Source organism: Pseudarthrobacter sp. NPDC080039, assembly GCF_040702335.1.
Taxonomy (GTDB): domain Bacteria; phylum Actinomycetota; class Actinomycetes; order Actinomycetales; family Micrococcaceae; genus Arthrobacter; species Arthrobacter enclensis_A.
The window spans coordinates 89,447-115,078 of sequence record NZ_JBFBKY010000010.1 but is presented as its reverse complement, the minus strand read 5'-3'; the positions used below and the strand labels follow the sequence as shown (position 1 = coordinate 115,078).

20 protein-coding genes are annotated in these 25,632 nt (G+C 65.4%); 4 read left to right on the top strand and 16 right to left on the bottom strand.

Annotated elements, in window-relative coordinates; all coding sequences use genetic code 11:
• Nucleotides 1-372: 372 nt before the first annotated feature.
• The 3 genes from AB0313_RS13135 to AB0313_RS13125 are packed head-to-tail and all read right to left on the bottom strand — an operon-like array spanning nt 373 to nt 7,935.
• A complete protein-coding gene (locus AB0313_RS13135; protein ID WP_366305981.1) occupies nt 373-4,101 on the bottom strand; it encodes a 1,4-alpha-glucan branching enzyme in 3,729 nt (1,242 codons plus the stop codon).
• 1 nt (nt 4,102) lies between these two features.
• The gene (gene treS / locus AB0313_RS13130; protein ID WP_141943646.1) at nt 4,103-5,896 is read right to left on the bottom strand and encodes a maltose alpha-D-glucosyltransferase; all 1,794 of its coding nucleotides are present in this window, start codon (nt 5,894-5,896) and stop codon (nt 4,103-4,105) included.
• Nucleotides 5,893-7,935: an alpha-1,4-glucan--maltose-1-phosphate maltosyltransferase gene (locus AB0313_RS13125; protein ID WP_141946559.1), complete on the bottom strand. Its 2,043-nt coding sequence runs from the start codon at nt 7,933-7,935 to the stop codon at nt 5,893-5,895. The genes treS and AB0313_RS13125 overlap by 4 nt, the downstream gene beginning before the upstream one ends.
• Before the next feature lie 191 nt (nt 7,936-8,126).
• Between AB0313_RS13125 and glgP the strand changes: the two genes are divergently transcribed.
• Nucleotides 8,127-10,745, top strand: a complete 2,619-nt coding sequence (gene glgP / locus AB0313_RS13120; protein ID WP_186338486.1) for an alpha-glucan family phosphorylase — start codon at nt 8,127-8,129, stop codon at nt 10,743-10,745.
• A gap of 129 nt (nt 10,746-10,874) precedes the next feature.
• Here glgP and AB0313_RS13115 read toward each other — a convergent pair whose 3' ends face one another.
• The 8 genes from AB0313_RS13115 to AB0313_RS13080 all read right to left on the bottom strand — a co-directional run bounded on the left by AB0313_RS13115 (nt 10,875) and on the right by AB0313_RS13080 (nt 18,375).
• Nucleotides 10,875-11,231 (bottom strand): barstar family protein, encoded by a 357-nt coding sequence (locus AB0313_RS13115; RefSeq protein ID WP_366305979.1) that lies wholly within the window; start codon nt 11,229-11,231, stop codon nt 10,875-10,877.
• A gap of 5 nt (nt 11,232-11,236) precedes the next feature.
• Complete coding sequence (locus tag AB0313_RS13110) at nt 11,237-11,725, bottom strand: ribonuclease domain-containing protein (RefSeq protein WP_141943653.1); 489 nt, start codon at nt 11,723-11,725, stop codon at nt 11,237-11,239.
• Nucleotides 11,726-13,831: a glycogen debranching protein GlgX gene (glgX, locus tag AB0313_RS13105; RefSeq protein ID WP_366305977.1), complete on the bottom strand. Its 2,106-nt coding sequence runs from the start codon at nt 13,829-13,831 to the stop codon at nt 11,726-11,728. It abuts the gene before it with no gap.
• A gap of 93 nt (nt 13,832-13,924) precedes the next feature.
• A complete protein-coding gene (rlmB, locus tag AB0313_RS13100) occupies nt 13,925-14,914 on the bottom strand; it encodes a 23S rRNA (guanosine(2251)-2'-O)-methyltransferase RlmB (RefSeq protein WP_141943657.1) in 990 nt (329 codons plus the stop codon).
• A 90-nt stretch (nt 14,915-15,004) separates the two neighbouring features.
• Nucleotides 15,005-16,471 (bottom strand): cysteine--tRNA ligase, encoded by a 1,467-nt coding sequence (gene cysS, locus AB0313_RS13095; RefSeq protein WP_366305975.1) that lies wholly within the window; start codon nt 16,469-16,471, stop codon nt 15,005-15,007.
• A gap of 21 nt (nt 16,472-16,492) precedes the next feature.
• Nucleotides 16,493-16,993 (bottom strand): 2-C-methyl-D-erythritol 2,4-cyclodiphosphate synthase, encoded by a 501-nt coding sequence (gene ispF, locus AB0313_RS13090; RefSeq protein ID WP_141943661.1) that lies wholly within the window; start codon nt 16,991-16,993, stop codon nt 16,493-16,495.
• Nucleotides 16,990-17,772 carry a 2-C-methyl-D-erythritol 4-phosphate cytidylyltransferase gene (gene ispD / locus AB0313_RS13085; protein ID WP_141943663.1) on the bottom strand — a complete coding sequence of 261 codons (783 nt, stop codon included), beginning with the start codon at nt 17,770-17,772 and terminating at the stop codon, nt 16,990-16,992. Before ispD ends, ispF begins: the two co-directional genes overlap by 4 nt.
• A 120-nt stretch (nt 17,773-17,892) precedes the next feature.
• Nucleotides 17,893-18,375: a CarD family transcriptional regulator gene (locus AB0313_RS13080; protein ID WP_011690592.1), complete on the bottom strand. Its 483-nt coding sequence runs from the start codon at nt 18,373-18,375 to the stop codon at nt 17,893-17,895.
• A gap of 271 nt (nt 18,376-18,646) precedes the next feature.
• On the opposite strand from AB0313_RS13080, the gene AB0313_RS13075 reads away from it, so the two are divergent.
• Nucleotides 18,647-19,222, top strand: coding sequence for a hypothetical protein (locus tag AB0313_RS13075; protein WP_307309530.1), 576 nt, complete (start codon nt 18,647-18,649; stop codon nt 19,220-19,222).
• Nucleotides 19,223-19,307: 85 nt separating this feature from the next.
• On the opposite strand, the gene AB0313_RS13070 is transcribed toward AB0313_RS13075, so the two are convergent.
• Complete coding sequence (locus AB0313_RS13070; protein WP_141943665.1) at nt 19,308-19,988, bottom strand: response regulator transcription factor; 681 nt, start codon at nt 19,986-19,988, stop codon at nt 19,308-19,310.
• A complete protein-coding gene (locus AB0313_RS13065; protein ID WP_366305972.1) occupies nt 19,985-21,247 on the bottom strand; it encodes an ATP-binding protein in 1,263 nt (420 codons plus the stop codon). The genes AB0313_RS13070 and AB0313_RS13065 overlap by 4 nt, the downstream gene beginning before the upstream one ends.
• Before the next feature lie 205 nt (nt 21,248-21,452).
• Between AB0313_RS13065 and phoU the strand changes: the two genes are divergently transcribed.
• Nucleotides 21,453-22,115 carry a phosphate signaling complex protein PhoU gene (gene phoU, locus AB0313_RS13060; RefSeq protein WP_141943667.1) on the top strand — a complete coding sequence of 221 codons (663 nt, stop codon included), beginning with the start codon at nt 21,453-21,455 and terminating at the stop codon, nt 22,113-22,115.
• 73 nt (nt 22,116-22,188) lie between these two features.
• On the opposite strand, the gene AB0313_RS13055 is transcribed toward phoU, so the two are convergent.
• A complete protein-coding gene (locus AB0313_RS13055) occupies nt 22,189-22,935 on the bottom strand; it encodes a phosphoglyceromutase (protein ID WP_307309360.1) in 747 nt (248 codons plus the stop codon).
• 111 nt (nt 22,936-23,046) lie between these two features.
• Here AB0313_RS13055 and AB0313_RS13050 point away from each other — a divergent pair, with 111 nt between their 5' ends.
• The gene (locus tag AB0313_RS13050; protein ID WP_366305969.1) at nt 23,047-23,892 is read left to right on the top strand and encodes a class I SAM-dependent methyltransferase; all 846 of its coding nucleotides are present in this window, start codon (nt 23,047-23,049) and stop codon (nt 23,890-23,892) included.
• Between the two features lie 67 nt (nt 23,893-23,959).
• On the opposite strand, the gene AB0313_RS13045 is transcribed toward AB0313_RS13050, so the two are convergent.
• Together AB0313_RS13045 and AB0313_RS13040 are read right to left on the bottom strand one after the other, a co-directional pair.
• Nucleotides 23,960-24,313 carry a DUF2516 family protein gene (locus AB0313_RS13045; RefSeq protein ID WP_307309365.1) on the bottom strand — a complete coding sequence of 118 codons (354 nt, stop codon included), beginning with the start codon at nt 24,311-24,313 and terminating at the stop codon, nt 23,960-23,962.
• A 9-nt stretch (nt 24,314-24,322) separates the two neighbouring features.
• Complete coding sequence (locus AB0313_RS13040) at nt 24,323-25,513, bottom strand: PLP-dependent transferase (protein WP_141943676.1); 1,191 nt, start codon at nt 25,511-25,513, stop codon at nt 24,323-24,325.
• Nucleotides 25,514-25,632 lie beyond the last annotated feature (119 nt).

Sequence of the window (25,632 nt, the reverse complement as noted above, 5' to 3'; positions counted from 1 at the left end):
ACAGGGGCGGCACGATTCGGCAAATTCAACCAATTACATACATAATCGGTATCAACAAACTTGGCACACTATTGAGTTCTCAAACAACAGACACACCCGGCACCACCCAAACCAACGTTCAGGATCGCTCCGGAGCAACTTTTCAAACTTACCCGCTGGCTTCCTGCGTGTCAAACCGGCGTCCGCGACCATCCTCAGCATAAGCTTTGGGGGATCGGTTTTCCGTCTGACTCCGTGGAGCAGCGCGGAAATAAACTGTACCACCACTCGTTCCGGATCGCCAGTCCACCCCGGGCAGCCGTCCCGGGTGCAGCTGTAAGGCCCGGAATCACGCGGATTCCGGGCCTTACGTTCCTTACCGGACCAGCCGGCTCAGACAGCCGAAGTGGATCCGGGTTTAGAGGCGGTGCCGCCAGGTTTGAAGTAGGAAGCGCCGAGCGGGGGCAGCGTCACGGTCAGCGTCGCCGGCTGGCCGTCCTGTCCTTCGTCGGTTGCCTCCAGCTCGCCCTCGTTCAGCACGCCGGATCCGCCGTAGGTGGTGTGGTCCGTGTTCAGGACCTCGATCCAGGCTCCGGCAGAGGGAACTCCGAGGGTGTACCCCACGTGCGGGCCCCCCGAGAAGTTGATGGCGCAGACGATCGGGGTGCCTTCGGTATCCCACCTGATGAAGGACAGCACGTTACGGTCCGCGTCTCCCCCGTTGATCCATTGGAATCCTGCGGGAACGTTGTCCTGCGTGTACAGGGCCGGCGTAGCTGCGTACAGCTCGTTCAGGTCCTTGGTCAGCAACTGCAGTCCCCGGTGCGAGGGGATGTCGGCCAGCCACCAGTCCAGGCCGTGCTGCTCCGACCACTCGGCCTCCTGGCCAAACTCGGTCCCCATGAAGATGAGCTGCTTACCCGGGTGCGCCCACTGGTACGCGAAGAAAGCGCGGAGGTTGGCCAGCTGCTGCCAGCGGTCACCCGGCATCTTGCGGAGCATCGAGCCTTTGCCGTGCACAACCTCGTCGTGGCTGATGGGGAGCAGGAAGTTTTCGGTGAAGGCGTAGACCAGGGAGAACGTCACCGTGCCGTGGTGCCACCTGCGGTTGTACGGGTCCTCGGAAATGTACTTGAGGGAGTCGTGCATCCACCCCATGTTCCATTTCAGGCCAAATCCCAGGCCGCCGTGGCTGGTGGGAGCCGTGACGCCGGGGAATGCCGTGGATTCTTCGGCGATCATGACGGCACCGGGGTGGGTCTTGTAGACGGTGGCGTTGACTTCCTGGAGGAACGAAATGGCTTCCAGGTTCTCCCTGCCGCCGAAACGGTTGGGCCGCCACTGGCCTTCCTGGCGCGAGTAGTCGAGGTAGAGCATGGAAGCCACCGCGTCCACGCGCAGGCCGTCGATGTGGAATTCCTCCAGCCAGTAGAGGGCGTTTGCCACCAGGAAGTTCCGGACCTCGGTGCGGCCAAAATCGAAGATCAGGGTGCCCCAGTCAGGGTGTTCCCCCAGTGCCGGGTCCGAGTGCTCGTAGAGCGGTTCGCCGTCGAACCGGGCCAGGGCCCAGGAATCCTTCGGAAAGTGTGCCGGCACCCAGTCGAGCAGCACGCCAATACCCGCCTGGTGGAGTGCGTCAACCAGGTAGCGGAACTCGTCGGGGTGGCCAAACCGGGATGTGGGCGCGTAGTAGGACGTGACCTGGTAGCCCCAGGAACCGCCGAAGGGGTGCTCCGCTACGGGCATGAATTCGACGTGCGTGAACCCAAGCCACTTGACGTACTCCACCAGTTCCTTGGCGAGTTCCCGGTAGCCAAGGCCCAGGCGCCAGGACCCCAGGTGCACTTCGTAGACGCTCATGGCCGAGTTGTGGGGGTCGCGCTTGGCCCGCGCCTCCATCCATTCATCGTCCTTGAAGGCGTAGGAGGGCTCCACCACACGGGAGGCGGTCAAGGGGGGAACCTCGGTGCCGAATGCCAGCGGATCGGCCTTTTCCACCCAGTAGCCGCCCCGTGTGAGGATTTCGTACTTGTAGCAGGCCCCTGCGGCGACGCCGGGAATAAAGACTTCCCATACGCCGGAGGAACCCAGGGAGCGCATGGAGTTTTCCCGGCCGTCCCAGGCGTTGAAGTCACCCTTGACGCGGACTGCCTGGGCGTTGGGTGCCCACACGGCGAAGGAGACACCGTTGACGTCCCCCAGCGATGACTTGTAGTGCCGGACGTGGGCGCCAAGCACCTGCCAGAGTTTCTCGTGCCGGCCCTCCCCGATGAGGTGCAGGTCTACTTCGCCCACGGTGGGAAGGTAGCGGTAAGGCTCGTCAATGGTCACCGGGTCCTTGCCGGGGTAGGTCACGGCGAGCCGGTAGTCGGGAACGTGGCCCTGCTCCGTGGGCTCAAGGACGGCAACCCAGACGCCGTGGGCCTCGTGGGTCATGGGAACTTCCCCGGCCTGGGTGATCACGCTGACTGCCTCGGCGAGGTGCTTTACGGTGCGGATGGTGACGTGCCCATAGTCGTCCAGGTGCGCGCCCAGGACGGAGTGTGGGGCGTGGTGTTCGCCGTTCGCAATCCTGCCCAAGGTGCCTTCGTCCACGTGCAGGGGCACCCCCGGGCGGTCAGTTCGTGCTGAGCCTGTCATTTCGTTACCTTCCGATGCTGCACCGGCGTGATCGCCGGCGCCGTTACTGCCCAGGAGCCGCCTGGCGGCGTTTACGGGAATCGCCAGCCAGTCGGGCCTGTTACGCATTTCATAAACAACTTCGTACAGCGCCTTGTCCAGCCACAATGCCACAAACAGGGGTGAGGTCCGGTCCACCGTGCCGGAAATAACTCCCGCATACCCTGCCAGGAAGGCATCGGCGCAGTCGTCAACCCAGGTGTCAGGGACGTGTGCACCCTCCTGTTCGCGCTGCGCTGCCCCCGCCGCGTAGTCGAAGGACCGTAGCATTCCGACGACGTCGCGCAGGGGCACGTCCGGGATGTTCCGTTCAGCGATGGGCCGCAAAGGCTCGCCTTCGAAGTCCAGGATTGCCCAGCGGGACTCGTCGCCTGACTGCCCGGTGACCAGGAGGATCTGGCCCAGGTGGAGGTCTCCGTGGATGCGCTGCAGGGTTCCGGCCGGTGCCCTGTTGAGGTCGGCCAGGAGGGCGTCCAGGGCGTCGTCGTAGGGCCCGACGGCGGCACGGGCTTCAGCCCAGGCGGCGCGGACACGCTGGGCAACAGCACGTCCTGCCCCGTTGCCGGGTTTCGTCTCGGCTGATTGCCCCAGGGCCTCTGCCAGGCGCTTGTGCACCGTGGCCGTGGCCGCGCCAAGGGCGCGGGCTTCGGACGTGAAATCCCTTCCCGTGCGCGCGGCATCCACGGCCAGTCGCCAGGCGTCACGGCCGCCGGCGAGGAATTCGTGGGCCACGGCAAGCTCCCCCTGGACGTAGCGGCTGCCCTGCCCGGAGCCAGCCGAGCCAGCGGAGCTGTGGTTGCCGTGGCCGAGCCACTCCCCCCTGACCCAGCCAAGGGTGGCAGGAACCTCCGACGTACCCGCCTTAGTGAGGGCAGCTCCCACTTCGATCTCCGGGTTGGTCCCTTCGGAAAGGACCCGGAAGAATTTCACCATGGCGGCCGATTCGCCGTCGTCAACGAGGACGGAACTGTTGGACTGCTCGCCGGATAGTACTTTGACCACACCCTTGGCCGTCGGCAGGCGGTACGGCCCTTCCACGCGGTAACCCGTCGCGGTGCCACTGTCTGCTTTCCCTTCCTGCCGGATGAGCTCCAGCCAGGCGCCCACGAAGTCGGGGTCGTGTACGGCGTCGTAGACCCAGGGTCGGGTGGGGTCCATACCTGCCGCTTGGCCCACCAGCGCCCGTTCCATGCCGCCGGCCGGTGCCGGCCGGAAGCTCAAGGGAACCTGGACCACTGCGGTGCGGCGGCCGCCGTCGGGTCCCTCAGTGGTGACGTTGAGGAGGAACACGGCAAGGGCGGCGTGGCCGCTGGGGTCCGTGAGGCCCAGGCTGCCGGCCTGGGAAACGCTGAAATTGGGGGTCTTGACAGGGAACCAGCGCTGCTGCGGCAGCCATTCCTTGAGCAGCGCGGTCAGGGCGGGAGTGAGGATTGGCTGGTTCATCTCAGTTCTCTATCGACAGGATGGGCATGGCCTGGGTGTAGGGCGACGACGGGTTGGACCCCGCCGACCGCATGCGGAGCCAGAAGAAATCGTGGCTGCCGATGGTCAGGGTGAGGCTGCCGTCATCGCCGATGCCGGGGAAGATCTGTCCGCCAAAGACGTCGCGGAGCCCCCGGCCGGCGTACTCGGGTATCCGCAGCGTTGCAGCGACCGGATGCTGGGAGAGGTTGAACGCGCACAGGATGGTCTCGGCGTCGGCCCCGGCGGGGTTGCTGTCCGGCAGGACGCGCAGGTACGCCAGTACTGCATCGTGGTCTGCCTCAACGTGTTTGAACCCACCCAGGCCAAACGCGGGGTGGTTCTTGCGGACGCTGAGGATCTGGCGGGTCCAGCGCAGCAGGGAACCGGAGTGCGCAGCCTCTGCTTCCACGTTGGCCATGCTGTAGTTGTACACCAGCGACTGGATGGGCGGCAGGTAGAGTTTGCCGGGGTCCGCGTGGGAGAAGCCCGCGTTCCGGTCCGGGTTCCACTGCATGGGCGTGCGGACCGCGTCACGGTCCTCCAGCCAGATGTTGTCCCCCATGCCGATCTCGTCCCCGTAGTACAGGAACGGGCTGCCCGGAAGCGAGAGCAGGAGTGCGTTGATCAGTTCGATCTCGGCGCGGGAATTGTCCAGCAGGGGTGCCAGCCGGCGGCGGATGCCGATGTTGGCCCGCATCCTGGGGTCCGGGGCGTACCAGCCAAGCATCGCCGCGCGCTCGTCAGCGGTGACCATTTCCAGGGTGAGTTCATCGTGGTTGCGGAGGAATGTTCCCCACTGCGCACCTTCGGGGATGTCCGGGGTGTCACGCATGGTCTCGATGATGGGGGCGGCCTTCTGGTCCCGCAGCGCATAGTACAGCCGGGGCATGATGGGGAAGTGGAATGCCATGTGGCATTCGGGCTCCTCGGCGGTGCCGAAGTACTCCACCACCTCGTTGGGCGGCTGGTTGGCTTCGGCGATGATCACCCGGCCGGGGTAGTTTTCGTCCACCATGGTGCGCAGCCGGCGGAGGAACTCGTGGGTTGCCGGGAGGTTCTCGCAGTTGGTGCCCTCCTCCTCGTAGAGGTAGGGGATGGCGTCGGCCCGGAACCCGTCGATCCCCTGGTCCAGCCAGAACCGAACCACATCGAAGACAGCATCAATGACCGCAGGGTTTTCGAAGTTCAGGTCCGGCTGGTGGCTGAAGAACCGGTGCCAGAAGAACTGGCGGCGGATGGGATCGAAAGTCCAGTTCGATTCCTCCGTGTCCACGAAAATGATGCGCGCGTCCTGGTACTTCTCGTCGGTGTCGCTCCAGACGTAGAAGTCGCCGAACGGGCCGTCCGGATCCTTGCGCGACTCCTGGAACCATGGGTGCTGGTCCGAGGTGTGGTTCAGCGGCAGGTCGATGATCACGCGGACGCCGCGGGCGTGGGCTTCCGCCACCAGGCGCTTGAAATCACTGATGGTGCCGAACTCGTCAAGGACAGAGTTGTAGTCGGAGATGTCATAGCCGCCGTCCCGCAGCGGCGACTGGAAGAACGGGGGCAGCCAGAGGCAGTCCACCCCCAGCCACTGCAGGTAGTCCAGCCGGTCGATGAGTCCGGAGAAGTCACCGGACCCATCGCCGTTGGCATCCGCAAAGGCCCTTACCAGTACTTCGTAGAACACTGCCTTGCGGTACCACAGGGGGTCATGCTGAAGGCCGGGCGCATTTAGCTCGAACGTGCTCTTGGGGGTGAAGTGGCCGGAACTTTGCGGATTGAAAGTCACTGATGCATTCTCCTCACGCTCAGGATGTGGGCGGGCTCCACATGCGGATCGAGCCGCACGTAGTTGTACTCGCCCCACTCCCAGCTTTGGCCGGAGATCAGGTCATCCACGTAGAAGCCGCCGCCGGGGGTGAGGTCCTGCGGATCCAGTTCCAGGGCTGCCAAGTCCAGCGCCACGCTGCATTCCTTGGTGACGTGCGGGTCAACGTTGACTACCACGATGATGGTGTCCTTGGACCCGTCGGGAAGCGTCTTGTGCTTGGAGTAGACCACGGTGGAGGCGTCGGTGCTCTGGTGGACCGTGAGGTTTTGCAGATCCAGCAGGGCAGGATGGTCGCGGCGGATGTGGTTGAGCCGGGTGATGTACGGGGCCAGCGATCGCCCTGATTCAGCGGCGGCATCCCAGTCACGGTGCTTGTATTCGAACTTTTCGTTGTCGATGTACTCCTCGGCTCCTGGCCGGGCAACGTGCTCATAGAGTTCGTAGCCGGCGTACACCCCCCAGAGCGGGCTTCCGGTGGAGGCCAGCACGGCGCGGATCCGGAACGCAGCAGGTCCCCCGTACTGCAGGTACTCGGTGAGGATGTCCGGCGTGTTGACGAAGAAATTGGGGCGGAAGAACGCCGGGGATTCGTGGCTGACTTCGTCGAAGTACGCCTCGATCTCCTTCTTGGTATTGCGCCAGGTGAAGTATGTGTAGGACTGCTGGAAGCCCGCGCGGCCCAGCGCGTGCATCATGGCGGGCCGGGTGAAGGCTTCGGCGAGGAACACCACGCCGGGGACCGCTTTATTCACTTCCGCGATAAGCCATTCCCAGAACCAGACGGGCTTGGTGTGTGGGTTATCCACGCGGAAAATCTTTACGCCGTGGCTGACCCACAGCAGCACAATCCGCAGAATTTCCTGGGAAAGGCCTTCCGGGTCGTTATCGAAATTGAGCGGATAAATGTCTTGGTACTTCTTTGGCGGGTTTTCCGCGTAGGCAATGCTGCCGTCCACCCGGGTGGTGAACCATTCCGGGTGCGACTGCACCCAGGGATGGTCCGGGGCTGCCTGCAGTGCCAGGTCCAGGGCGACTTCCAGGCCCAGCTCATTGGCCCGGGCCACGAAGGCGTCAAAGTCCTCGAAGGTGCCGAGGTCGGGGTGGATGGCGTCGTGGCCGCCTTCCTTGGCGCCAATGGCCCAGGGTGAACCAGGGTCGTTGGGGCCAGCCACCAGCGTGTTGTTGGGTCCCTTGCGGTGCTGGATGCCGATGGGATGGATGGGCGGCATGTACAGCACATCGAAGCCCATGGCGGCCACGGCGTCGAGCCGCTTTGCCGCCGTCCGGAAGTTTCCCGACGTCCAGGCGCCGGTGTTGTGGTCCTTCACGGCTCCCTCCGAGCGGGGGAAGAACTCGTACCAGGCACCCCGGCCTGCGCGGTCCCGCTCCACCAGCAGGGGGAACTTCTGGGACACGGTCACCAGTTCACGGATCGGCTGGCGCGCGACGATGTCCGCGATCTCCTGGCTGAAGCCAGCCCCGAGCCGTTCCTCGGTGCCGCGGGACTGGTCACCCAGTACCTCCGCCGCGTGCCGGAGGGCTGCCCGGTCCACCTCGTCACGAGAGTCGTCAGCGGACGCTTCGCCGAGCAGCTTGGCGCCTTCGGCGAGCATCAGTTCGACGTCGATCCCGGCGTCGATCTTCACCTCCGCGTTGTGGTGCCAGGTGCCATAGCGGTCATGCCAGGCTTCGATGACAAAGGACCAGTTGCCGGTTTCCGACGGCGTGAGCACGCCTTCCCAGCGGTCCGTCCCCATGCCGCGTTCCCCGCGGGGTGGCGCGAGCCGCACGCGCTGGCGCTCGGCGCCGGAGGGGTCCAGCAGCACGGCGCTGACGCCGAGTTGGTCGTGCCCCTCGCGGAAGGCCGTGGCGCCCACCACGATGCCCTCGCCGGGCACCGCCTTGGCCGGAAACTTGCCGCCCTCGACGACGGGCTGCACGGCAGTGATGGGGAAACGCCCGAACTGCAGGCCCTCGGTGATACGGCGCTGGGGCATTTTGGTGGATGCGGCACTGGTTCCTGAGTTAGTCGTCACAGGCTCGACGTTAGCGAGAAATGACCAGGATTGCTAAGCCTGCTCAGTAAATTCGGCGTGCCGCCGCCGAATTTCTTCATGCCCGTGTCATTTACCCAAAAGAAACCGAAAGCTGGTTCCAGCCGCGCATGTTGTCGATTAGTGTGACGCAGGTGAAGGCAATCCGCAGGTTTACGGTCCGTACAGTCCTCCCTGAGCCCATCCGGCCCCTGGCCAGGCTGGCAAGCAACTTGCGGTGGTCCTGGCACCGCCCCACCCGGGAGCTCTTCGCCGCACTGAACCCCCGGCTCTGGGAGGAAAGCGGGCAGGACCCCATCGGTTTCCTTGGCATGGTCAGCCGTGAAGAGTTCCAGCAGCTGGCCGCTGACCAGACGGTGGTGAACCGGGTGCGCGCCGCCGAAGACGATCTTGACCGATACCTCGAGGAGCCGCGGTGGTACCAGGGCCTGGGCGCGGATGCCCCCGCCTCCATCGCATATTTCTCGCCCGAATTCGGTATCACCGAGGTCCTCCCCCAGTACTCCGGTGGCCTGGGCATCCTGGCCGGCGACCACCTCAAGGCAGCCTCGGACCTGGGCGTTCCCCTGATCGGTGTGGGTCTGCTGTACCAGGCCGGATACTTCAAGCAGTCTCTCTCCAGGGATGCGTGGCAGCAGGAGACCTATCCCGTCCTGGACCCGGACGGCCTGCCGCTCACCCTGCTCCGCGAGCCGTCCCCCGACGGCACCGGCAACGCCCTGCAGATCTCCCTCCCGCTGCCCAACGGCAGGCGCCTGCTGGCACACATCTGGCGTGCCGACGTCGGACGTGTTCCCCTGCTGCTCCTTGACTCCAACGTGCCCGGCAACGATGACGCCGCCCGCAGCATCACAGACCGCCTGTACGGCGGCGGCGGCGATCACCGGCTGCAGCAGGAGCTGCTGCTGGGCATGGGCGGAGTAAAGGCCCTGCGTGCCTTCCAGAAACTGACGGGCTGCGCAGCGCCGGAGGTGTTCCACACCAATGAAGGGCACGCCGGCTTCCTTGGGATCGAGCGCATCCAGGAACTGATGTCCGGGGAGCAGGCCCTGACGTTCGATGAAGCCCTGGCCGCCGGGCGCTCCTCCACGGTGTTCACCACCCACACCCCGGTTCCCGCAGGCATCGACAGGTTCGAGATCAACCAGATCAACCACTTCTTCCAGGCCGGACTGGCGCCGGACGTGCCGCTGGACCGGATCCTGGAGCTGGGCAGGGAGAACTACGCGGACGGCAACCCGTCTGTGTTCAACATGGCGGTCATGGGCCTGCGGCTGGCGCAGCGGGCCAACGGCGTGGCCAAACTCCACGGGGAAGTGTCCCGCGGAATGTTCTCGGCGCTCTGGCCGGGGTTCGACCACTCGGAGGTCCCCATCACGTCGGTGACCAACGGCGTGCACGTGCCCACCTGGGTGGACAGCCGCATCTCAAAGCTGGCCCGCGACCAGTTCGGCAGCGAGGCGGAAGCATTGGGCAAGTGGGACCTCGCATACAACGTCAGCGACGCCGACGTGTGGGCGCTGCGCCGGGAAATGCGGGCAGCCCTGGTGGAGGACGTCCGGCGCAGGCTGCGCGCGGCATGGAAGAAGCGCGGTGCCGCGGATGCTGAGCTTGGCTGGACGGACAATGTCCTGGACCCGGATGTGCTGACCATCGGGTTCGCCCGCCGCGTCCCCACCTACAAGCGCCTCACCCTGATGCTGCGCGAGCCTGCCCGGCTCAAGGCACTGCTCCTGCACAAGGACCACCCCATCCAGCTGGTCATCGCCGGCAAGTCCCACCCGGCCGACGACGCCGGCAAGAAGATGATCCAGGACCTGGTGCGTTTCTCGGATGATCCGGAGATCAGGCACCGCATCGCATTCCTGCCGAATTACGACATCGCCATGGCACGGACCCTGTTCCCGGGCTGCGACGTCTGGCTTAACAACCCGTTGCGGCCTTTGGAGGCCTGCGGAACCTCGGGCATGAAGGCGGCGCTCAACGGGTCGCTTAACCTGTCCGTCCTGGACGGCTGGTGGGATGAGATGTACGACGGCGAGAACGGCTGGGCGATTCCCACCGCCAACAACGACGCCTCGCCCGAGGAACGCGACGACATCGAGGCGGCGGCGCTGTATGAGCTGCTCGAAACGCAGGTGGCGCCCCGCTTTTACGGAAGCACGGTGTCCGAAGGCGCCGGCTCTGCGGGACCGTCCACCAGCAGGAATGAGACGGTTCCGACGCACTGGGTGTCCATGATCAAGCACACCCTCTCCCACCTTGGGCCGGCCGTCTCCGCGGAACGCATGCTTCGCGACTACGTCAACATCCTGTACCGCCCCGCTGCGGAAGCGGGCCGCAATGCCACCGCCAACTCGTACGCGCAGGCACGGGCCCTGGCCTCCTGGTCGGCGAAGGTCCGTGGCGCCTGGCCCCAGGTGCACGTGGAGCACGTGGATTCGGTGGGCGTGTCCGAGGATCCGCAGATTGGCGACACACTGCAGGTCAACGCCTATGTGGCGCTGAACGCCCTTACCCCTGAGGACGTCTGCGTCGAGGTGGCCTACGGCCGGGCCGAAGAGAACGACGCACTGGCGGACATCACCATGATGGAACTGCAGGTGAAGGAGGACCTGGGCAATGGAAGGCACCTCTTCAGCGGTTCCCTGGTGATCGACCGCTCCGGGCCGTTTGGCTACACGGTCCGCGTCCTGCCACGGCATGAAGCCCTTGCCTCAAAAGCGGAGCTGGGACTGATCGTCAACGCTTAGCCCGCGCGCCCGATGGGTAAGGCTCCTGGCACGCAACGCCGGAACCGAAACCCGGGAGGGCGCAATGACCGAACGAACGGCGTCCTACGTGATCGTGGAGCGCCTCACCGCTTGAGGCGGTCTGTTGCCTTAGAGCAGGACCGCCGTCACGGCCAGGTCCTTGCCCGCGTACCGTTCGGCATCCTGCAGGATTTCACAGATGATGCCAAAGGACCTGTCGGTCCGGAACGGGGCGGCCACCTGCCACAGGACCGTGACGGGCGGGTGGCCGTTCTCCGTGATGCTGTCTGCGAAGTCGTGGAGCGAGTCGTTCAGGGCGTCGAGGTTCACCCCGTAGTGCTCCGGGAAGCTGAGGACCTCACCGAAAGTTTGCAGGACTGCGCGCTTGCTGTCCGCCGGTGGGACCACAACGCTGCGGCGTCCGGAGTCGGCCACCTGTTCCTGCAGTTCTTCCAGGGTCCAGGTGTCGCCGGAATAGATTCTCATGGGGGCTAGCTGCCTTCCGCTATGTACTTGAACGTTGTGTAGTGGTCTGCGGTGTAATATTTTTCCCCGCCGTTGCCCGCAATAATGCGCCGCGCACCGCGGTCCGCCTCACCCGGCGTGGGCACCGTGTATTCGCGGTAGTAGCCCCGGTCGCGCACGGGCAGGACACGTTCGAAGTTGCCGAACACCTGGTCATCCTGGCTGTACTGGTACGGGCCGCCGGCGCGGACCAGCGCCAGCACCCTGCGGCCCTCGACAGGAAGCGCCGATTCCCGGATCTCCGGGAGGCTGGACGGGTTGGCCCCGCGGTGGGGCGCTGACTGCTTCGCCGGTGCGGACGCCGGCGTCCGGCCCGGGGCGGTGGTGGCGCTGGAAGCAGTTCCCGGCGTCGTACTTTCCGTCTGCCCGCCCAGCAACCCGGCGCCGCCGAACGCCACCATGGCCAGTACCACCAGGGTGGTGAGGAGCAAGGGCAGGATGGAACGGTTGCGCATTTACGTCCGGTAGATACTGATGGAGTTGGCCTCGGCAAGGTCCGTTTCACCCGAGGCCACCTGGATGCCCTGCCGCTGTTTGTGATGCGGGGACGTGGTGAGCCGAAGCTCGAACAGGCTGGGAGTCTGCCTGCCGGCATCCGGAAGCGTGAACTGCACGTCCGAGGCGCCGCCGTTCACCACCACCAGGCCGGCAAGGTCACCGCCGTCGTCGCCGAGCAGGAGCTGCATGACGCGGTGCTGGGGATCGTTCCAGCGCTCCGCGGACATGGGCTGGCCGTACTGGTCGAACCAGTAGAGGTAGGACTGCTCATCACGGACGGGGAAGTCGTGGGGCTGGGCGGCCAGGAACTCCTTGCGCAGCCTGATGTAACGCTTGGTGCTGCGCAGCATTTCGTGCGCTTCGGGAGTCAGCGTCCAGTCCAGCCACGTCATGGCGTTGTCCTGGCAGTAGGCATTGTTGTTTCCCTGCTGCGTCCTGGCCAGCTCGTCGCCGGCCGTAATCATGGGGACTCCGAGCGAGACCATCAGCGACGCCATGAGGTTGCGGCGGGACTGCGCACGCTTCGCCAGGATCAGTCCGTTCTCGGTGGGCCCCTCCACGCCGTGGTTGTAGCTGCGGTTGTCACCGTGCCCGTCCCTGTTCTCTTCCCCGTTGTCCTCGTTGTGCTTCCGGTCGAAGGAGACGAGGTCATTCATGGTGAAGCCATCGTGGGCGGTGACAAAGTTGACCGACGCGAGGCGTGATCGGCCGGAGGCCTGGAAGAGGCCTGCGGAGCCGGACAGGGCGTCTGCGAGTTTGGCCATGGTGCCCCCGTGTCCGCCCGACTCGATCGCCGCCCTGTCTGCCAGCCAGAAGGTGCGTACCGCATCGCGGAAGTGGTCGTTCCAGTCCACCCACCCGGGCGGGAAACGGCCGGTCTGCCAACCGTCATAACCGATGTCCCAAGGCTCGGCGATCAGCTTGACCTCGGAGAGCACGGGGTCCGCGGCGACGGCCGTGAGGAAAGGGTGCTTGGGGTCGAATTGGTTCGCTGCGTTCCGGCAGAGCGTAACGGCCAGGTCGAACCGGAATCCGTCTATATGGAACTCGTCCACCCAGTACCGCAGCGAATCTGTGACCAACTGGACCACGCGATGGTCGGCGAAGTTAAGGGAATTGCCGCAGCCTGTGGTGTCGATGAACTTGCCGTGGCTGTCCACCCGGTAGAACGTGTCCTTACCCAGGCCCTTGAAGTTCAGGACTGGCCCGTCCGCTCCACCCTCGGCCGTGTGGTTGTAGACCACGTCGAGGATGACCTCCAGCCCGGCCGTGTGCAGGGCCTTCACCATGGCCTTGAACTCATCCTGCACGGCCTGCGCGCCGGCTTCCCGGGCAGCGCGCGTGGCGTACCCGGGGTGCGGGGCAAAGAAGGCTGCGGTGTTGTAGCCCCAGTAGTTGTTGAGCCCCAGGTCCTGCAGGTGCGGCTCGTCGATGTGGAAGTGGACGGGCAGCAGCTGGACGGAAGTAATGCCCAGGCTGGTGAGGTGCTCCACAACTGCGGGATGGGCCAGACCCGCGTAGGTGCCCCTCAGCTCCTCCGGTACGTCGGGGTGGAGCATGCTTTGGCCGCGGACATGGGCTTCGTAAACGATGGTGTTGCGCCAGGGCAGGCGCAGCAGCTCATCCGTTTCCCAATCGAAGTCGTTGGCCGTCCGCACGCTGGTGAGGACACCGCCGCGCTGGTCCACTCCCCTGCCATAGGGGTCCAGCAAAAGAGGCTGGACGCCGGAGCCGCTGCCGTTGCCCGCCTGGATGCGAGGCGGCAACGGCTGGTTGTCCGACGACGGGCGGAAGCCGTAACGGGATCCGTAGGGCAGGTCCTCCACGATCCCGTGGTGCACACCCTTTGTGATGTTGGCCAGGGTCTGCGCCCGCCACTCACCGCCGGGAGGGCAGTAAACGATGTCCAGGCTGGATACGGCGGGAGCGAGGACGGCAACGTTGGCCCGGCCGCCCGCGTGGTGCCGGGTCCCGCCGGAATCAACGCGCGGGGCACTGACACCGAGGGGAACAGCCGATGAGGCGTCCATGGTGGAAGCGGTGTCGAAGAGCGGCATGACCATCACCTAAATAGTAGCGGCCTGCGGCACTTGACCTGCCCGTCTACACCGGGGCACGGCAAACCTACCCACCGGAAGACGCGGGCAGGGAGTTGGTTAGCGCGTCGCCCTCTGGCGGGAGACCTCATACAGCGAGATGCCAACGGCCATGGAGGCATTCAGCGACTCCATGGCGGAATCGATGGGAATGGAAACGATCTGGTCGCAGTTTTCCCGGACCAGGCGGCTCAGGCCCTTGCCTTCGGAGCCCACCACGATGCATACCGGTTCGGTGGCCAGGGTGAGGTCAGGCAGCGAAACGTCACCGTCGCCGTCGAGACCCAGCACGAAGATGCCCATGTTCTTGAACTGCTTCAGGGCGTTGTTCAGGTTGGAGGCGCGGGCCACGGGCACGCGGACCGCCGCACCGGCGCTGGTCTTCCAGGCCGCCGCGGTGACGCCCACGGAGCGGCGTTCGGGCACGATGACGCCGTGGCCGCTGAAGGCGGAGACTGAGCGGATGATGGCGCCGAGGTTGCGGGGGTCGGTGATGCCGTCCAGGGCGACGAAGAGCGGGGCGTTGGCGATGTGGCCCTTCTTCCACTTCTCTACGGTTTCCTCGGCAAGTTCGTAGGCGTCCTGGTACTCGTAGGGCGGAATCTGCAGCACCAAGCCCTGGTGCACAGCGTCATCCGTCATCCGGTCCAGCTCCGGCTTGCCCGTTTCCAGCAGCGGGATGCCGCGCTCTGCGGCAAGCTTGAGGGATTCCTTGACGCGGTCATCCATCTCGATCCGGATGGCCACGTGCAGGGCCTTGGCGGGGATGCCGGCGCGGAGCGCTTCCACTACCGAGTTGCGTCCGGTGACCACTTCCTCGGTGGCACGGCCCTTGGGGCCGGACTTTGCGGCGCCGGCACTGCGGGCACCGGTGCCGCGCTTGGCGGCAGAGCGTTCAGCAAGCTGCCTGGCCTTGTGCGCCTTGTGGTAGACGCGGTCCTCCGCCTTGGGCGTGGGCCCCTTGCCTTCGAGGGCCTTGCGGCCATGGCCACCGGTTCCGACGGTCGGGCCCTTCTTCGCTTTAACCGATCGGCGACCATTGTTGGCCATGATGTTCCACCCTTGATTGTGCTGACTGAGTCTGCGTACCAGTCTACTGACCCGAAAAAAATCGGGGGCAGCCGCCCGTTCAGGCCGGGCTCAGTCCCGTTTGAGGCTCCAGGTGGCCCCGTCGGGCCCGTCCTCCACCACCACGCCGGCCTGATTGAGCGTGTCCCGGATGGCATCGGACCTTGCCCAGTCCTTGTCAGCGCGGGCGGCTGCCCTCTCTGCAAGCTGTGCCTCCACGAGTACGCCCAGCGCTTCGGCCTCCCGGGTGCTCACCGCGTCGGAGCCTGCGACGGCGTTCAATCCCAACACGTCCGTCATGAGGACCACGGCGTGCATGGCATCCCGTGCGGCGTCGTCATCGCCCTCAGCGAGGGCTGTGTTGCCTGCCCGGACAGTCTCGTGCAGGGCTGCCAGGGCGCGCGGGACGTTGAGGTCGTCGTCCATGGCTTCGCAGAACGCTTCGATGCCCGGGGACGAGGAGCCGTTGTTGCCGGCCGACGGTCCGCCGTCGCCGCCAAAACGGGCCGCGGCCTTGGCCAGGAAGCCGTCAATGCGTTCGACGGCGGCCGCCGCCTCCTGCAGGGAGGTGGGCCGGTAGTCCAGCACGGAGCGGTAGTGGGCCTGGCCCAGGTAGTAGCGGACTACTCGGGGCGCCGCCAGTTCCAGCATTTCCGCCGGGCTGATGGTGTTGCCGATGGACTTGGACATTTTCTCGCCCTGGTAGGTCACCATGCCGTTGTGCATCCAGAAGTTGGCGAAGGGGTGGCCTGCCGCCTGGGACTGGGCCATCTCGTTTTCGTGGTGCGGGAAGCGCAGGTCCAGGCCGCCACCGTGGATGTCGAAAGCGGTACCGAGGTATTTGGTGACCATGGCGGAGCACTCCAGGTGCCAGCCAGGGCGGCCGGCACCCCACGGGGAGGTCCAGCTGGCGGTGGCAGGTTCACCTTCCTTGGAACCTTTCCACAGCGCGAAGTCGCGGGGGTCCTTCTTGCCGCGGGGATCGGCGTCGGGCGCCGCCTGCATGTCGTCGATGTTCTGCCGGGTGAGGGCACCGTACTTGTCCCAGGAGCGGACATCGAAATAGACGTCACCTGAACCGTCCAGTGCCGGGTAGGCGTGGCCGCGGTCGATGAGCTGCTGGATCAGGGCGTGCATCTCCGGGATGTGGCCGGTCGCCCTGGGTTCGTAGGTGGGGCGGGAAACACCCAGGGTGTCGTAGGCCTTGAGGAACTCGCGCTCGTAGCGGTACGCCAGCGCCCACCACTCTTCGCGGGGCACCTCGCCGGATTCCGCGGTGAAGTCCGGCGCGAAGGAGGCCTCGGACTTGGCCAGGATCTTGTCGTCAATGTCCGTCACGTTCCGGACTACAGTGACGCGCAGGCCCCGGAATTGCAGCCAGCGGGTGAGCTGGTCGAAGGCGATTGCGGAACGGATGTGTCCCACGTGCGGCATGCCCTGCACGGTGGCCCCGCAGTAATACAGGCTGACCTTGCCCTCGTCGATGGGAATGAAGTTCCGGACTTCGGCGGAGGCGGTGTCATAGAAGCGCAGGGTCACCGCTCCAGACTAACCGATGCCTTAGGACTGGCGCGGGTACACCAGGGCGGTGGCCACCGCTGAAATGCCCTCACCGCGTCCGGTGAATCCCAGGCCGTCGCTGGTAGTGGCGGTGACGCTTACCGGTGCGCCTGCAGCGTCCGAAAGAACCTCCTGCGATTCTTCCCGCCGTGGACCGAACTTGGGGCGATTGGCCACGAACTGGACCGCTACGTTGCCGATCTCGAAACCGGCCGCCCGGACGATCCTTGCCGCTTCGGCGAGGAGGGTGGTGCCGGAAGCGCCGGCGAATTCCGGGCGGTCGGTACCAAAGTGGGTGCCGAGGTCACCAATGCCGGCTGCCGAAAACAGGGCATCTGCCGCAGCGTGCGCCACGGCGTCGCCGTCCGAATGGCCGGCCAGGCCCCGTTCTCCGGGCCACAGGAGGCCGCCGAGCCAGAGCGGGCGCGGAGCATCCTCCGGGGCCAAGGCATGGACATCGATTCCCACTCCCGTGCGCGGAAGGGTCACCTCCGGGCTCACCCCTCCACCCACCTGGCGCCGAGGGGGCCTTCCAGGAGCCCTTCGGCGAAGATCAGGTCCAGGGGCGTGGTGATCTTCAAAGATTGCGTTGATCCCCGGACCGCATAGACCGGCGTGCCAAGCACTTCGACGAGCATGGCGTCATCCGTGACGGCGGCCGCCTGCTCCTGGTCCATGGCCTGCGCGGCCTGGTGCGCCTGCAGAAGAGTGTTGATTGTGAACCCTTGCGGCGTCTGCACCGCGCGCAGTTCTTCACGGCGGGCAGTGCCGGTGACAACTTCGGGCGCAACTGCGGTGCTGTCCCCCGCCGTGGTGGACACCGTCTTGATGGTGTCCACCACGGGAAGCACGGGGATGACGGCATCGGCGCCGGCCGCCAGTGCGTCAGATACCCGGTGGAAGACGGATTCGGGGGTCAACGCGCGCGCGGCGTCGTGGACCAGCACGGCTTCGATGCCCTCCATGAGCCCGGCAATGCCTGCACGGACTGAATCGGCCCGGGTGGATCCGCCGTCGACAAGGGTCAGGAGGGGACCGCCGTCGGCAAGTTCCTCGCGGAAGTCATCACATAAGCGACGCAGTCCCTGGTCACCGGCGGGCAGCGCCACGCACACCTGGCTGGCGATGCCTGACGCGACAATTCCCCGCAGGGCATGCATCAGGATCGGCTCGCCCCCGAGCGGCACAGCGGCCTTGGGCATGCCATAGCCAAGGCGTTGCCCTGAACCGGCAGCCACGAGGATAACGGCCGCGGCCAGGCGTGGAGGTGTATCACTCATGCGGACAAGCCTACGACGCCGGCGCCCAGGTTGAGTGCCCGCGACACTGCACGGTTGCAGGCAGCGAATCCGGGCAAAAAGAAGCCCCGGCAGCACTTGCGTGCCGCCGGGGCTCAATTCTTAGGAAGCCAGGACCTCGTCGAGAACGCTTGCAGCCTTCTCCTCGTCGGTCTTCTCAGCCAGTGCCAGTTCTGAAATCAGAATCTGGCGGGCCTTGGCCAGCATACGCTTCTCGCCTGCGGAAAGGCCCCGATCGTGATCCCGGCGCCACAGGTCGCGAACAACCTCTGCAACCTTGATGACGTCACCGGAAGCAAGCTTCTCCAGGTTTGCCTTGTACCTGCGCGACCAGTTGGTGGGTTCCTCGGTGAACTCGGCACGAAGCACATCAAACACGTGCTCCAGGCCTTCCTTGCCCACTACGTCCCGGACCCCAACAAGGTCAACGTTCTCTGCTGGAACTTCAATGGTCAGATCACCCTGGGCCACCTTGAGCTTGAGATACATTTTCTCTTCGCCCTTGATGGTGCGCATCTTGATTTCTTCAATCTTCGCAGCACCGTGGTGAGGGTAAACTACTGTCTCGCCGACCTCAAATACCATGTGGACATTTCCCCTTTCCCGCAGACCAGTTTATCACGATTCAGGCATATGACCGGCCGGAGAACGGCCCCTCAACCGCGAAAATACGCGGAAAAATGGCCCAATCCACCCCCTCCACCCCCTTGACGGATGCACGGATTAGTGCATCGGGTGAGCGTTCCCACGGGGGTTGTGACGGCACCGAATCCTCGTTTGGCGCTCTTTACGGATAGGCTATGGCTGAAAAAGACTTCAAATTTCTTGAGGAGTACGTGACGTGCGTTCCACTGCGATGAACCGGGCCCAGCGCGGCAAACTGGCACTGACGGCGGCTGCCCTTGGCGCCAGCCTGCTGACAGCGGGCTGCGGTTACATCACGCCCCAGCAGACCAGCCACCAGTACTCCGCCTCGGACGGCATCCGGACGGACCTCGGTCCCCTGCAGTTGCGGAACATCCTCATCGTCTCCAACGGCGAAGACGAGCCAGGCCGCCTGATCGGTGCCGTTTACAACTCCTCCTCGAAGGACGTCACGCTTACGGTCAATGGCGCAAAGGGCTCGCAGACCCAGGTCCCGGTGAAAGCCAACTCCTACACGCTGCTCAATGACAAGTCCGACGCCGCCATTCTGAGCACCACCGGCGGCAAGCCAGGCTCCATGGTGGACGTCAAGATCAGCGAGAACGGTACAAACGTCAGCAACACGGTCAAGGTTCCCGTCCTGGACGCCACCTTGAAGGAATACAAGGACTACGTGCCTACCCCCAGCGCCTCGGCAACGGCCACACCGTCGTCGTCCGCTTCTGCAAGCGCAGGCGCAACCTCGAGCGCCAGCGCAACGGCCTCGGCTACCGCAACAGGCCGCTAAAGCCAGCACGGTCCGTAGGGACACAGCAAAAAGGGAGGAGCCGGCGGCTCCTCCCTTTTTGCTGTGTCCGCTCTCCGCTGCCGGTTTACGGCTCGAACTTGTACCCCAGGCCGCGGACGGTAACCAGGTAGCGGGGAGCGGATGGATCCGGTTCAATCTTGCCCCGCAGGCGCTTTACGTGGACGTCCAGGGTCTTGGTGTCGCCCACGTAATCGGAACCCCACACCCGGTCGATCAGCTGGCCGCGGGTGAGTACGCGGCCCGAGTTCCGGAGCAGCATCTCCAGGAGCTCAAACTCCTTCAAAGGAAGCAGGACCTGCTCGCCGTCCACACTCACCACGTGGCGCTCAATGTCCATGCGGACCGGGCCCGCCTGGACCGTTGAAGAGACCAGCTCCTCCGGCTCGCCCTGGCGCCGCAGCACGGCCCGGACCCTCGCCACCAGCTCACGGGAGGAGTACGGCTTGGTCACGTAGTCATCGGCGCCGAGCTCCAGGCCCACGACTTTGTCGATCTCGGAGTCCTTGGCGGTCAGCATGATCACGGGAACGCTCGATCGCTGGCGCAGCTGGCGGCATACCTCCGTGCCGGACAGGCCGGGGAGCTGCAGGTCGAGCAACACCAGGTCGGCACCGTTGCGGTCGAACTCGGTGATGGCGTCAAGGCCGTTATCCACAACCTCAACCTCGAACCCTTCCTTGCCCAGCAAATACGACAAGGGGTCGCTGAACGATTCCTCGTCCTCCACAATCAAGATCCTGCTCAAGCGTTAGCTCCTTGTTCTGTAGCGCCCGGTTCTGTTGCGCCGGCGGCGCGGGGTACCTGGGTAAGAGTTGGCGGGTCGGGTGTCTCCCGCGCGGCCACCAGCGCCGCCGCTTCCGAAGCCTGGGTGCCGGCGTCGTTGTCCTGCCCTTCCATCTCGGGCAGCCGGAGGGTGAAGGTGGACCCCTGCCCGGGCTGGGACCACAGCGTCACCTCGCCGCCGTGGTTGGAGGCCACATGCTTGACGATGCTCAGCCCCAGTCCGGTGCCGCCGGTGTGGCGCGACCGGGCGGCATCCACCCGGTAGAAACGTTCGAAGACGCGCTCCCGGTCCTCGGGGCTAAGCCCCTCCCCCTGGTCCGTCACAGAGATGGAGACCAGGCCTTCCCGGGACCGTACCCCGATTCCCACCCGGGTGTTGGGCGGTGAATAGCGGATCGCGTTGTCGATCAGGTTCCGCAGCGCGGTCACCAGCAGGTCCTGGTCGCCGAACACCTTGCCGTCGGTGCGCCCACCCACCACGATGCTGATGTTCTTGCTCTCCGCGGGAAGCTGGGACCGGTCCACGGCCTCCGCGATGACGGCATTAATGTCCACGGGACCGCCTTGCTGGGTGACGCTGGCACCCTGCAGGCGGGAAAGTTCGATGATGTCCTGGACCAGGGCGGCGAGCCTGGCCGACTCCTTATGCATGCGCTTGGCGAAGCGGCGTACGGCTTCCGCGTCGTCCGCCGAGGATTCAAGCGCCTCGGCCAGCAGGGAGATGGCACCCACCGGAGTCTTCAATTCGTGCGATACGTTGGCGACGAAGTCGTTGCGGATCTCTTCGGTCCGCGTAATCTCGGTCCGGTCATCGGCCAGGAGGAGGATGTATTCCTCACCCAGCATGGCCGCCCGGACCTGGACGATGATTGTCCCCTGCCCAAGCGGACCCCGGGGAAGCTCCAGCTGCTTTTCCAGGATGACGCCGTCGCGCCGGACACCGGCCGTCATGTCCAGGAGTTCCTTGTGCACCACGGTGTGCCCGCGGACCAGGCCGTACGCATACGCTGCGGGGCTGGCACGGACCACGCCGTCGACGTCGTCCAGCACCACAAAGGCGCGCCCGACGACGGCCAGCACCTCCGCAGCGCCCGCCGGCAGGGCGGGTTCTCCCGCGTCGACGTCCAGCAACTCGCGCTGCTTCTCGCTGACCCTGTAGGCAAGCACGCCGAAGGTGCCAAGCGCCAGGCCGATAAGGCCGGCAACCAGACCAATGAGCATAGGATCCACAGCTCCACTTTATGCTCATGGCTGCCGCGCCCCGCCGCCTGGGGGTGCTTCGGGCAAACGGTTCAACTAACGTTCATCTGTGTGGGCATAATCGTTTACCGGGCGATGACAAAGTGTGTGGTTAGAGCGCCCATCGGCGACACGATTCCTGCTGCCCTGGAGCGGCCGGCGGGAGTTCCAAGGAAAGGACGCCTACGTGCGTAAGGTTTTTCAGGAAGAACTCACCCAGGTCGGTGACCAGCTGGTGGAGATTTCCCGGCTCGTCAGCGAAGCGATGGACAAGGCCACCACCTCATTCCAGGTGGCGGACGTGGACCTCGCCCAGGATGTCATCGCAGCCGATGCGCGCATTGACTTCCTGCAGAACAGCCTTGATGAGCGGGCCATCGACATCCTGGCGCTGCAGGGTCCCGTCGCCAGCGACCTGCGCATGATCGTGGGTTCCCTCCGGATGAGCGCGTCCCTGGAGCGGATGGGCGACCTGGCTCGCCACATCGCCCAGCTCGCCCGCCTCCGCTACCCCTCCACCGTGATTCCGGCGTCCATGACGGAGACCTTCAACAAGATGGCCGAACTGGACCAGGAGATCGCCGACAAGCTGACGGTCCTGCTGGAGAGCCGCGACCTGGAGGTGGCCCGGGACATCCTGAAGGCCAATACGGCCATCAACGATCTGCACCTGAGCGTCTTCAAGGCCATCGCTGCTCCCGAATGGTCCGAGTCCCCCGCCACCACCGTGGACGTGGCCCTCGCAAGCCGCTACTTCGAGCGGTTCGCGGACCATGGCGTTTCCGTTGCCCAGAAGGTGACCTATCTGGTCACCGGTGCGTGGCAGCCGAACGCCACTGAGCACAGCTGATCCCACTTCGGGTAAAAACCGACGGCGGGCTGGTCACCAAGGTGACCAGCCCGCGGTCGTACGCGTTTAAGCCTTACTTCTTGCCCTGGTTGGCCACCGCAAGAATGGCCTGCTCGGCGGCCTCGGGATCGAGGTAGGTGCCGCCGGGCTTGACCGGCTGGAAGTCCTCATCCAGTTCGTAGACCAGCGGGATGCCGGTGGGGATGTTGAGGCCGGCGATCGCCTCGTCACTGATGCCGTCAAGGTGCTTCACCAGCGCACGGAGCGAGTTGCCGTGGGCCGTGACCAGGACGGTCTTGCCGGCCTTGAGGTCTTCCTTGATGTCCGATTCCCAGTACGGGAGGAGGCGCACCAGGACATCCTTCAGGCACTCGGTGCGCGGGAGGGCGTCCCCCAGGTCCGCATAACGGGGGTCATGGGCCTGCGAGAACTCGGAGTCATCGGACAGGGGCGGCGGCGGGGTGTCATAGGAGCGGCGCCATTCCATGAACTGCTCTTCACCGAACTCGGCCAGGGTCTGCGCCTTGTCCTTGCCCTGCAGGGCCCCGTAGTGGCGTTCGTTAAGGCGCCAGTCACGCTTGACCGGGATCCAGCCGCGGTCGGCTTTGTCCAGGGCAATGTTGGCGGTGTTGATGGCCCGCTTCAGCAGGGAGGTGTAGAGAATGTCCGGCAGGATGTTGTTTTCCACCAGCAGTTCACCGCCACGCGCTGCTTCCGCGCGCCCCTGGTCGTTCAGGTCGACGTCCACCCACCCGGTGAACAGGTTCTTTGCGTTCCATTCGCTGTGGCCGTGGCGCAGCAGAATCAGCTTGTAAGTCATGATTTTCATCCTAGCCGAGCAGCGTTGCGGGCCGCCCAGCGTTACAAGGCCGGGCGATCCGGGACCCCTGCGATTGCGGCCCCTCCCCCGCCCTGGCGATAGGGTGGGGCGGTGGTTCAAAAGGCTGAACGGGTCAACGCCCCGCAACTTTCCGGCAGGACATCCGATGCCAGGCACGGGCGCCCGGTGGGCAACGTAACCCGCGGCACCACCAATCCCAACCGCATGCGCCGGGTGGACCGCTGGCTGACCGGGCCCCAGGCCTGGCGGCTGCGGCGCGCATCAGACCCTCTGGTCGTGGACCTGGGCTACGGCGCAACGCCGGCCACCGCCGTCGAACTTCATGAAAGGCTCGCCGTGATCCGCCCGGACGTCAAGGTCTGCGGAATCGAAATTGAGCCGGACCGGGTCCGTGCGGCACTTCCGCTGCAGCGGCCCGGGCTGACCTTCCACGTGGGCGGCTTTGAACTGCCCGTCCCGGGGCGCCCTGTACTGGTCCGGGCATTCAATGTCCTCCGTCAGTATGAGGAGAACGATGTTCCCGGTATCTGGCGGCTGGTGCAGGACCGGCTGGCCCCTGATGGGCTGTTCGTCGACGGTACGTGCGACGAGATCGGACGGCGCGTGACCTGGGTTGCACTCGACCAGGACCGGCCGTTGTCCCTGGGCATAGCGGTCCGGTTCGGAAGCTTCGACCTGCCTTCAGTCGTGGCCGAACGGCTTCCCAAGGCACTGATCCACCGAAACGTCCCCGGTGAACGGATTCATGCCTTCCTGCAGGCAATGGACCGTGCGTGGCTTGAGAGTGCGCCGCTTGCATCCTTTGGCAACAGACAGCGCTGGGTGGGCATGTGCCGGAGCCTGCGCGATGCCGGGTGGCCTGTCCAGGACGGTCCGGCCCGTTGGCGGCTGGGTGAGCTGACGGTGGATTGGGAGTCTGTGGCGCCCCTGGATTAGGCGTTCCTGTGCCCACGCCGGCAGGGATCCCTGCGCGAGCTTGCTTAGCGGAGGGAGCCGGTGGGGATCACCAGGGGCCGTAGGGACCCATGTTGCGGCTGCCGCCGCGGCCTGCGTCCTTTACGGCCGGCCGGACATCGGCAAGGTAGACGGAGGCGGCAACCACTGCCGCCAGTCCGAACAGGCCGAGGGTGCTGAAGAGGCCGCCGCCGGCCCCGAACAGCGAAATGACGCCAACCAATGCCGAAGCGCCGGTGAGGGCGAGCCAGAACGTCTTGGTCCGCTTGCCGGTCGCTTCGAAGGCGTTCGGTTTGTGCCGGGCACAGTCCACAAACGCCCACAGCTCAAGCCCCAGGGCCACGAGGCCGAGGATGAAGAACACTGCCTGTTCTACGTACGCAATGATTATTCGACCGTCCACAAGCCCAGCCTAGCCGTCCAGCGTGTCCAGCGCCTGCTTCAGGTCGGCCCAAAGGTCCTCAACGTTTTCCACGCCAACGCTCAGGCGCACCAGGTTCTCCGGCACGCTGGCGGGTTCGGCCGAGTGCCGGCGCCGGCGTTCAATCAGGGACTCGACGCCGCCGAGGGACGTGGCGGGCAGCCAGAGGCCAAGCGCCTGCACCAGTTTGTCGGCGGCGTCGGCCCCGCTCAGGCCTGCCGCAGGTGCCACCTGGATGCAGATTATGGAGCCGAACCCCTTCATCTGCTCCTTGGCGCGGATGTGCCCGGGATCGGTGCTGAGGCCCGGGAACCGGATGGATTCGATGGCGGGGTGCGTGGCAAGGCGTTCGGCCAGGACCATGGATGACTCCTGGGACCGTTCCACCCGCAGCGCGAGGGTCCGCAGCCCGCGCAGCGCCAGCCACGCTTCGAAGGGACCGGCGATGGCGCCATGGATGATGCGGTGGTGGAGCAGGGCGGCCCGGATCTCCGGGTTGGAGGTGACCAGCGCACCGAGGACGACGTCGGAGTGGCCGGCCAGATACTTGGTCACCGAATGGAGGACGACGTCGGATCCGAGCAACAGGGGTTGCTGCACCAAGGGTGTGGAGAAGGTGTTGTCTGTGACAACAACCGCGCCTGCCGCGTGTGCGGCCGCTGCCACGGCCGTCATGTCTGCAATGCCCAGCATGGGGTTGGTGGGGCTCTCCAGCCAGAGCATGGACGCGGCTTTGCCCGACGGGCCGCCCGGAGCGAGTGCTTCCTTGACGGCGTCGGTATCGGCAATGTCAACGGTCCGGAGCTCGATGAAGCCCTTTTGGGCGAGTTCCGAGGCCATCACCAGGGAACCGGAGTAGCTGTGGTTGGGCATGACCAGCACGCCGCCGGCAGGAACCAGGGACAGCGCCGAACTGACCGCCGCCAGACCAGAGGCGTAAAGCAGGCCGGGCAGCGCGGAACCTTCCAGCTGGCCCAGCGCCTCTTCGAAGGGATCCCAGGTGGGGTTGGAGTAGCGGCCGTAACCCCGGTCGCCGTCGCCGAGCGGACCCGTCCCGAAGTAGGTGGAGGAAAGGGTAATGGGCGGATTGACCGGCTGGTCCCTTTCCCGCGGCGGACGCCCAGCCGCCACCACCACAGTTTCGGGTGAAAGGGACGCGGCCTGGTGCTCGGAAAGACTCATGCTCAAAAGATTACTGTTCCTGCCGATTAGGCCGGAAAGCAGTGTCGCTTTGTGGACGCCGGTACATCCACCCGTCCTGCACAGGGTATGTACCAAGGCCAAAAATGTCGCTATGCCTC